The sequence below is a fragment of the Methanobrevibacter sp. genome, assembly GCF_045541095.1.
Lineage (GTDB): Archaea > Methanobacteriota > Methanobacteria > Methanobacteriales > Methanobacteriaceae > Methanocatella.
This window is the reverse complement of record NZ_JAZQIJ010000018.1, coordinates 1-5761: the sequence shown is the minus strand read 5'-3', so window position 1 is coordinate 5761 and position 5761 is coordinate 1. Positions and strand designations below refer to the sequence as shown.

General features: G+C 34.7%; 6 protein-coding genes. 1 reads left to right on the top strand and 5 read right to left on the bottom strand.

The window, feature by feature from the left end; translation table 11 throughout:
• The first annotated feature begins 147 nt into the window (after positions 1-147).
• Positions 148-1140 (top strand): hypothetical protein, encoded by a 993-nt coding sequence (locus ACKI2P_RS00880; protein WP_407374335.1) that lies wholly within the window; start codon positions 148-150, stop codon positions 1138-1140.
• Positions 1141-1176: 36 nt separating this feature from the next.
• Here ACKI2P_RS00880 and cca read toward each other — a convergent pair whose 3' ends face one another.
• From cca to ACKI2P_RS00855, 5 genes are all read right to left on the bottom strand, one after another.
• Positions 1177-2544 carry a CCA tRNA nucleotidyltransferase gene (gene cca / locus ACKI2P_RS00875; protein ID WP_407374333.1) on the bottom strand — a complete coding sequence of 456 codons (1368 nt, stop codon included), beginning with the start codon at positions 2542-2544 and terminating at the stop codon, positions 1177-1179.
• 4 nt (positions 2545-2548) lie between these two features.
• A complete protein-coding gene (thpR, locus tag ACKI2P_RS00870) occupies positions 2549-3106 on the bottom strand; it encodes an RNA 2',3'-cyclic phosphodiesterase (protein WP_407374331.1) in 558 nt (185 codons plus the stop codon).
• Between the two features lie 8 nt (positions 3107-3114).
• Positions 3115-4245, bottom strand: coding sequence for a 3-dehydroquinate synthase II (locus ACKI2P_RS00865; RefSeq protein ID WP_407374329.1), 1131 nt, complete (start codon positions 4243-4245; stop codon positions 3115-3117).
• 8 nt (positions 4246-4253) lie between these two features.
• Positions 4254-5048, bottom strand: coding sequence for a 2-amino-3,7-dideoxy-D-threo-hept-6-ulosonate synthase (locus ACKI2P_RS00860; RefSeq protein WP_407374337.1), 795 nt, complete (start codon positions 5046-5048; stop codon positions 4254-4256).
• Between the two features lie 169 nt (positions 5049-5217).
• On the bottom strand, positions 5218-5619 hold the full coding sequence (locus ACKI2P_RS00855) for a PadR family transcriptional regulator (RefSeq protein WP_407374327.1): 402 nt from the start codon (positions 5617-5619) through the stop codon (positions 5218-5220).
• Between the last annotated feature and the right edge of the window lie 142 nt (positions 5620-5761).

Genomic DNA, 5761 nt, shown 5'->3' with positions numbered 1-5761 from the left:
AAAAGTATATGAATATTACTAAAAATTAAAAATTGATTTCAATTAGTAAAATTGCTTTAAAATATTAAAATTTATGTTAAATCGAACCAAAACTATTTATAATTATTTAATTAAATTATAACTAACTTAAAGAGGAGTTATGACATTATGACTCACAAACACCACAAAATTTATGACATAATATTAAAAATAATTATTACAACATACTTAAGTGAATTTTTGGCATACATTGGCATTGATAAAAATATTGTTGAAGTCCTAAAAACCGAAATTACTACATTAAGAGGACGGACAGTGTATCTGGATTTCCTATGTAAAGTTGATGATGATAAATTGTACAATATCGAATTTCAGCTTAAAGGTGCAGAACCTGATGACATGGAAAGATTTTTCGATTACAACATTATTGCAACAGTAAGGCATGACTCAACAACTGAAAGTGCAGTAGTAACACTTAACAACCCATCAAAAATCAAAAATATTGAAATAAATGAATCAATAGATTTTCACCCAAAGTTTTGCCATTTAGGCAATAGAGACTATGAAAAAATTTTAAATAACATTGAAAATAAAGTTAATGACAACTTTAAATTAACTAGCTTTGAAGAGATATCCCTAATGTTAATGGCACTTCTTCCAAAGAATAAAAACAAGCCAAAAACTCTAAAAAGAATTTTAAATATATTAGAAAATAAAAATTCATTTGATAAATCTAAATTTAACATTATTGAAGGAGTTATTCAATTAGAAATTGAAAGATTCATACCAAAAGATAAATTAAACGAATTTGAAAGGGAGATTGAAATGACACCAGAAACACAAGAAATATTTAAACAGGCACTTGAAGAAACAGACAAGAAAATGATTCAACTTGAAATAGATGAAGCACGAAAACAAGCAAAAATTCAAGGAAGAATAGAAGGAAAAGCGGAAGGAAGAATAGAAGGAAGAATAAAAGGAAAAGCAGAAGGAAAAGCGGAAGGAAGAATAGAAGGAAGAATAGAAGGAAGAATTGAAGGAAGAATAGAGGGAGAACGAAAAGGTATTGAAAAAATTGCAAAAAACCTAAAAAAGATACACACCGATTCTGAAATATGTGAATTAACAGGATTAAGTTTAAAAACAGTGCAAAACTTATAAAATCTGACAATTTGAAATTAAATAAAATATCTAATCTCACCTAACTATATATTGTCCTGGATTTAAAAAGTCATCTAAAAAATGAATGTAGACATCATCATCTGCAAGTTCCTCTAGAGAAACAAACTCATAAGTCTCAACAATAGTTTTCCTAAGGTTTTTACCAATCTTAATCAAGCGAATGTGTTCAGGAGTTAAAATATATTCGATAAATTTAAGTGCATCGCTGAATTCCCTTTTCTGCAGATGAACAAGATAATCATCAATCACAAAGCAGTTTTCACTGCCGTACTTTGATGCAAAATTTCTGCATGCTCTGTCGATATAAACTTTAGGCCCCTGATTGATTTTAACTGAATTTAGTTTTGAGGATGCAAGTTCAAGCAATATTACAGCAGAATTCTTTTCATCTGATGAATAATCGCCCTTAAAAACATTGAATTCATTACCGTTTATTTTTTCTATTAAAGAACCTGTTGTTGTCTTGAGCTGCGGATGCAATGTATCAAGAGGCATCTCGGGAATGGCGAACCTGATTGCTATAAAATCACTGCCCCTTTTTTTTAATTCGTCCAAAATCTCAGTTTTATCCAGTGATTTACTTAATGGATAAAAGTAATCTCTTTTATTGTCTGATGATAGGTAATTTCGGGCAGATTGAATAAATTCACTCATCTTGTTTAGTCTCAAAGCGGCTCCTACATTTCGGTTCTTGTCTGTCGGGTCAATTACGATTAACGGATCCTTGAAATTGCCTGCCGTACCATATTCCTCCAAGTCAATGACCTGGCCGTATTTCCAGCTGCATGCCTGTTTTAATGTCTCTTCAAAAGTGCCGTATTTTATAATGAGCAGTTCACACAGATAACCCGCAAAACCACCGACCTTAAACTCTGAGCCATATGTTCCGGTCATGTCCATGAACTTTTTCAAAAGAAGAACCTCATCGCAGCCTTCAGAGGATAATTTTTCCTTTACATACCTTGTATGGAGAATTGTCCTGTCTACGGCTGAGCGTATTTGTTCTCCCATTTCAATTGCATAGCATGGTACAAAATCGACTTCATATCCGTCGATGTCTGATGTGACATAAGGATGTGATGCGAAATGATGGGAAGCTTCACCTCCAAATGCATCATTGCATTTATGAGCCAGATATAAACCTTTTTTCTTTAAAGTGTCCTTGCTGACGTCCAAAGGAAAAGCAATGAATATGTCAATGTCTGATTTTCCCTTAAGAGCAGTATGTTTTGCAACAGATCCAACGATTGTAACTTTTGCATCAATGCCTTCATCATCACAGGTTTTCTGTAAATAACTGACTAATTTTGAAGACATTTCGTCAATCTGGTGCTGTTCATCTGAAGTAGGTTTTATATCATTCAATATCTGCTCATAATCCATCATATCACAATTCGAATACTTCTAAATCTTCATAAATAGGTCCTTGAGGTGTTAGTGTAGATTTTTTAAGAATTATTTTATCAACTGGCATTTCACCTATGTCTATTTCATCAAACTCTTCGATTTGAGATTTAACCTTATCCTTGTTTTTGCCGGACCTCATGCGTCCGATGGTGAGATGTGTTGAAAATCTCTTGTCCTTGTCAAAGCCAAGTTTCACAAATTCCTTATCAAGCTCATCATGCAGTTTTCGAACAATGCCATCTTCGTCAATACCCAACCAGATGACCTTGATTCGGCTGGTGTTTGGAAAGGCTCCGCATCCTTTAATCTTAATGTTGAACTTGTCAAAATCCTTTAAAACACCGGAAATCTTTGATGATAGAACATCAATTCCTTCTGTGTCGATATCTCCAAAGAATTTCAATGTGAGATGAAGGTTTTCCATCTCGACATATTTGACGTTTGCGTCAATTCCTTTAAATTCCTTAATGACCCTGTATATTTTGGCCTTAACATCCTCATCAATGTCTATTGCAAGAAATGCCCTAAGCTGACTCATCAAAACACCTATTGTTCAATAATTGTTTCATCAATTGCTATTCCGAAGTGACGTGCACTTGTCTCAATATAAACTTTGACCTTGTCGCCAGGCTTGACATCAGCAACTGATAAAGGCTGGTTTTCAGCATCAACTATTCTTATTGTTTCTGCATTTTGCAGGAGTGTGCGTATGGTTTGGCCTTCATATTCCGCTTCAAGCAATATTAATGGGCGTCTTTCTATCTTGCTTCTTCCGACATAAGCTGTTCTTGTTTCACCTTCAGTATTGACAATGAGAACTTCATCTCCGGCAACCAGTTCTGAGAGATATCTTGTCTTGTTTCCAGGAACCATTACGTATGCCTGAACAGGTCCTGCATTTACCCTGAACGGCCTTGATGCCACATATTCGCTTTCCAAACTTTCAGAATGAACCAGAAACATTGATTTTGAATATGAACCAATAAGCATCCCTTCACCAGGTTTCATCATGTCTGTTGTATCAACGCATACCCTGTCGCCTGAGCCCAATGGCTTGACGTTAGTTATTGTTGCTATTTTAAGTTCAAATTTTGTTTGTGATGCTTCAACTACTTCCTGAGCGATTTTTTTGGTTTTGTTGAAGTCATTTGCTTCAAAAATTACTCCATCGGTTCCGTGCTCAAGTGTTTCTAAAGCCACTTTGGCTCCGTCAACGTCACGTACCGCTGCAATGATTTGAACATCCTCTTTCTGCAAATCTGCAATGATGTTTTCAAGAGGAATGATAGTCCAGTCGGTTCCGACAAGTATGACATAGTCTACGATTGAACCTAATTTTACAGCAAGCTGTTCATGTGCCTTATCTGTAATAATAACATATGCACATACGGTTTTACCTTCACTTTTAGCCTTTTTTGCATTTGCGATATCAACAGAGTCAGTAAAGTCATCTTTAAGGTCAATTACACCGTCACCTTCACCGTTGATACCGACCAAAAATATATCTGCATCATCAGTGTTTGAGATGATTTTAACGTTTCCAAGCTTTCTGATTTGTTCAATGTCATCCAAATCAAGGACATGATCAATTCCAGACTCCAGTGCGGTGGTAATCATTTCCTTTTTATCATCCCACACTTCGTCGGGAGTTGATATCCATGCAAATTTGTTTTGCATCTAATCACCTATTTTAAGAATTCCAATGCTTCATCAACTTCAAGGTCGTGGTGTACAACTTCTGATATTGCTCTTGTGATTTTACCAGGGTTTGCGGCCTGGAAAAGGTTACGTCCGAATGCAACACCTGCACCACCGACTTCAAGGGAATCTTTAACCATCTGCAAGAGTTCTTCATCGGTTTCGACTTTAGGGCCGCCTGCAATTACAACAGGAACAATAGCTCCTTCAACAACTTCTCTGAATGAATCAGGGTCACCAGTATAGTTGGTTTTGACGATGTCAACACCGAGTTCTGAACCTACACGTGCGGCGTGTTTAACGAATTCAACATCGTGTTCGTTTTCTACCTTTTGGCCTCTAGGGTACATCATTGCAAGCAATGGCATTCCCCAGTAGTCACAGGTTTCTGCAATTTGACCTAATTCCTGAAGCATTTGGCTTTCGGTTTCACTGCCTAGGTTTACGTGGATAGATACTGCGTCTGCACCTAGCTGAATAGCTTTTTCAACAGTTGTAACTGTTACTTTGTCATTTGGGTCTGGTGCTAGGGATGTACTTGCTGATAAGTGAACGATTAAACCGATATCTTTACCGTAACCACGGTGTCCTTGCTGTACGATACCTTTGTGCATCAATATTGCATCTGCTCCTCCCTGAGAGATGCTTTCAACTGTTTCATCCATATCAATAATTCCTGGAATCGGACCGCTTGATACACCATGATCCATTGGTGCGATTACTGTTCTTTTTGTATTTCTATTTATGATTCTTTCTAAACGAATCTTTTTACCTATCATTATATAACCTCGATGTAATTTTTCTAAATAATAATATTTAAGATTAATTGTACTAAAAATAGACAATCTAATGGAATTTCCTTAAAATCCCTTAGAATAGTTAAATCTTGATTAAAAAAAACATACTCCAATCTAAAAAGCAACAATTTAATAATTCAAATAAAATATTGATTTAATCTTTATTTTGTGATAAATCTTCATAAACTATTTTCATATGAGGATTGGTCTCAAGATTGATTAGGTTATCAAAAAAGTATTGAACTATAAATTTACCCTTATCGGTAATGCTGTAAAATTTTACCTTTTGGTTTTGAAGCTGTTTCCACTCGCCAACAATCAGTCCTGACTCTTCCATGTCCTTTAAAATAGGATATATCTTACTGGCATTATGTTTTTTCAGTGTGCCTTCGGAAATAAGATTGCTGAAAAATTTATCCAACTCCTGAATAATAGCATAACCATGAAGGGATTCGTTATATTTTATAAACCATAGTATCAAAAAGCGGGAAATGCCGTTTACACTATGCTTTAGCACTTTATTGTTTTTTAAAAACTCTTGATATTCTTTTGACATTTTAATCATTTTACAAGAAAAAATTGATTTTTTCTTTCTTTTTATGAAAATATTTGCAAAATCTGTATTATTTTTAGATAGTATTATTATATATGAATCAAGTAATATTTATAATAATCCCTAAATTAGTGGATTTTTTTTG

Excerpts from the sequence above, each read along its gene's own strand:
- ACKI2P_RS00880 (WP_407374335.1), top strand. The coding sequence starts at position 148 with ATGACTCACAAACACCACAAAATTTATGACATAATATTAAAAATAATT.
- cca (WP_407374333.1), bottom strand. The coding sequence starts at position 2,544 with ATGGATTATGAGCAGATATTGAATGATATAAAACCTACTTCAGATGAA.
- thpR (WP_407374331.1), bottom strand. The coding sequence starts at position 3,106 with ATGAGTCAGCTTAGGGCATTTCTTGCAATAGACATTGATGAGGATGTT.
- ACKI2P_RS00865 (WP_407374329.1), bottom strand. The coding sequence starts at position 4,245 with ATGCAAAACAAATTTGCATGGATATCAACTCCCGACGAAGTGTGGGAT.
- ACKI2P_RS00855 (WP_407374327.1), bottom strand. The coding sequence starts at position 5,619 with ATGTCAAAAGAATATCAAGAGTTTTTAAAAAACAATAAAGTGCTAAAG.